The organism is Kocuria sp. CPCC 205235 (assembly GCF_040980905.1).
Classification (GTDB): Bacteria; Actinomycetota; Actinomycetes; order Actinomycetales; family Micrococcaceae; genus Kocuria; species Kocuria carniphila.
In genome coordinates this window covers 1-1423 of sequence record NZ_JAVKPR010000066.1, presented here as the reverse complement: position 1 = coordinate 1423, position 1423 = coordinate 1, and the positions used below count along the sequence as shown (strand labels likewise).

Below are 1423 nucleotides of genomic sequence, written 5' to 3'. Positions count from 1 at the left end.
GGCTCATCGCAGTTGACGGTGTAGACGGTCGAGGTGCGTCGCTGGCCGGGTAGGGGTCGAGGTCTTCCAGGATGGAAGTTCCTACGCTCACCGTCCGAAAGACCTCGACGTGCCCAACGCTACCTTTGACGCGCCCTGCCTCACCACGTTCTGCCGACTCGACGAGCTCGGCTTAGAAGCCATCGGCCAACGCCTCGAGCCCGACCGCGCGGTGCTCTTCTGCCGGGTCGTGCAGGCCGACGAGTGGTGCCGCGACTGCGGCTGCCAAGGGGTGCCGCGCGACACGGTCACGCGGCGGCTGGCGCACGCGCCGTTCGGGCACCGGCCCACCACGCTGCTGGTCCGCGTCCGCCGCTACCGCTGCACCGGCTGCGGCCGCATCTGGCGGCAGGACACCACGCGGGCGGCGGAGCCGCGGTCGAAGATCTCTCGCACCGGTCTGCGGTGGGCGCTGGACGCGCTGGTGCTCGACCACCTCACGGTCTCGCGCGTCGCGGCCGGGCTCGGCGTCGCCTGGCACACCGCCAACACCGCCGTGCTCGAGGAGGGCAGGCGGCGCCTGCTCGATGACCCTGCCCGCTTCGACGGCGTGGCGGTGCTGGGCGTGGACGAGCACGTCTGGCGCCACACGCGTCACGGCGACCGCTACGTGACCGTCATCATCGACCTCACGCCGATCCGCGACGGGACAGGGCCGGCGCGGCTGCTGGACATGGTCGAGGGCCGCTCGAAGCAGGCGTTCCAGCACTGGCTCGCCGCCCGATCCCAGGCCTGGCGCGACCGGGTCGAGGTCGTCGCGATGGACGGGTTCTCCGGCTTCAAGACCGCCACCACCGAGGAGCTGCCCGAGGCGGTCGCCGTGATGGATCCGTTCCACGTCGTCCGGCTCGCCGGGAACGCGCTCGACAGCTGCCGGCGGCGGATCCAGCAGCAGATCCACGGGCATCGGGGCAGAAAGGGCGATCCGCTCTACGCCGCTCGCCGCACCCTCCACACCGGCGCGGCGTTCCACACGCCGCGGCAGCAGCAACGGCTCGACGCGCTCTTCGCTGACGAGCGGCATCACGCGGTCGAGGTCACCTGGGGCATCTATCAGCGCATGGTCGCCGCCTACCGGGAACCCGACCGCGCGGCCGCGCGCACGCTCATGACCGAGCTGATCAACACGGTCAGCAGCGGCGTGCCCGCGGCGCTGCGCGAGGTGATCACGCTCGGGCGAACACTCAAGCAGCGAGCCCTCGACGTGCTCGCCTACTTCGACCGACCCGGGACCTCGAACGGTCCGACGGAGGCGATCAACGGCCGCCTCGAGCACCTCCGCGGCTCCGCGCTCGGCTTCCGCAACCTCACCAACTACATCGCGAGATCGCTGCTCGAGGCCGGCGGCTTCAGGCCGCTGCTACACCCTCAAATGCGATGAGCC

At 71.2% G+C, this 1423-nt stretch carries 1 protein-coding gene; it reads left to right on the top strand.

The genetic code is table 11. The annotated features are described in order from the left end of the window. Positions 1 to 109 precede the first annotated feature (109 nt). A complete protein-coding gene (locus RF638_RS15965) occupies positions 110 to 1420 on the top strand; it encodes an ISL3 family transposase (protein WP_368842456.1) in 1311 nt (436 codons plus the stop codon). The last annotated feature ends 3 nt before the right edge of the window (positions 1421 to 1423 follow it).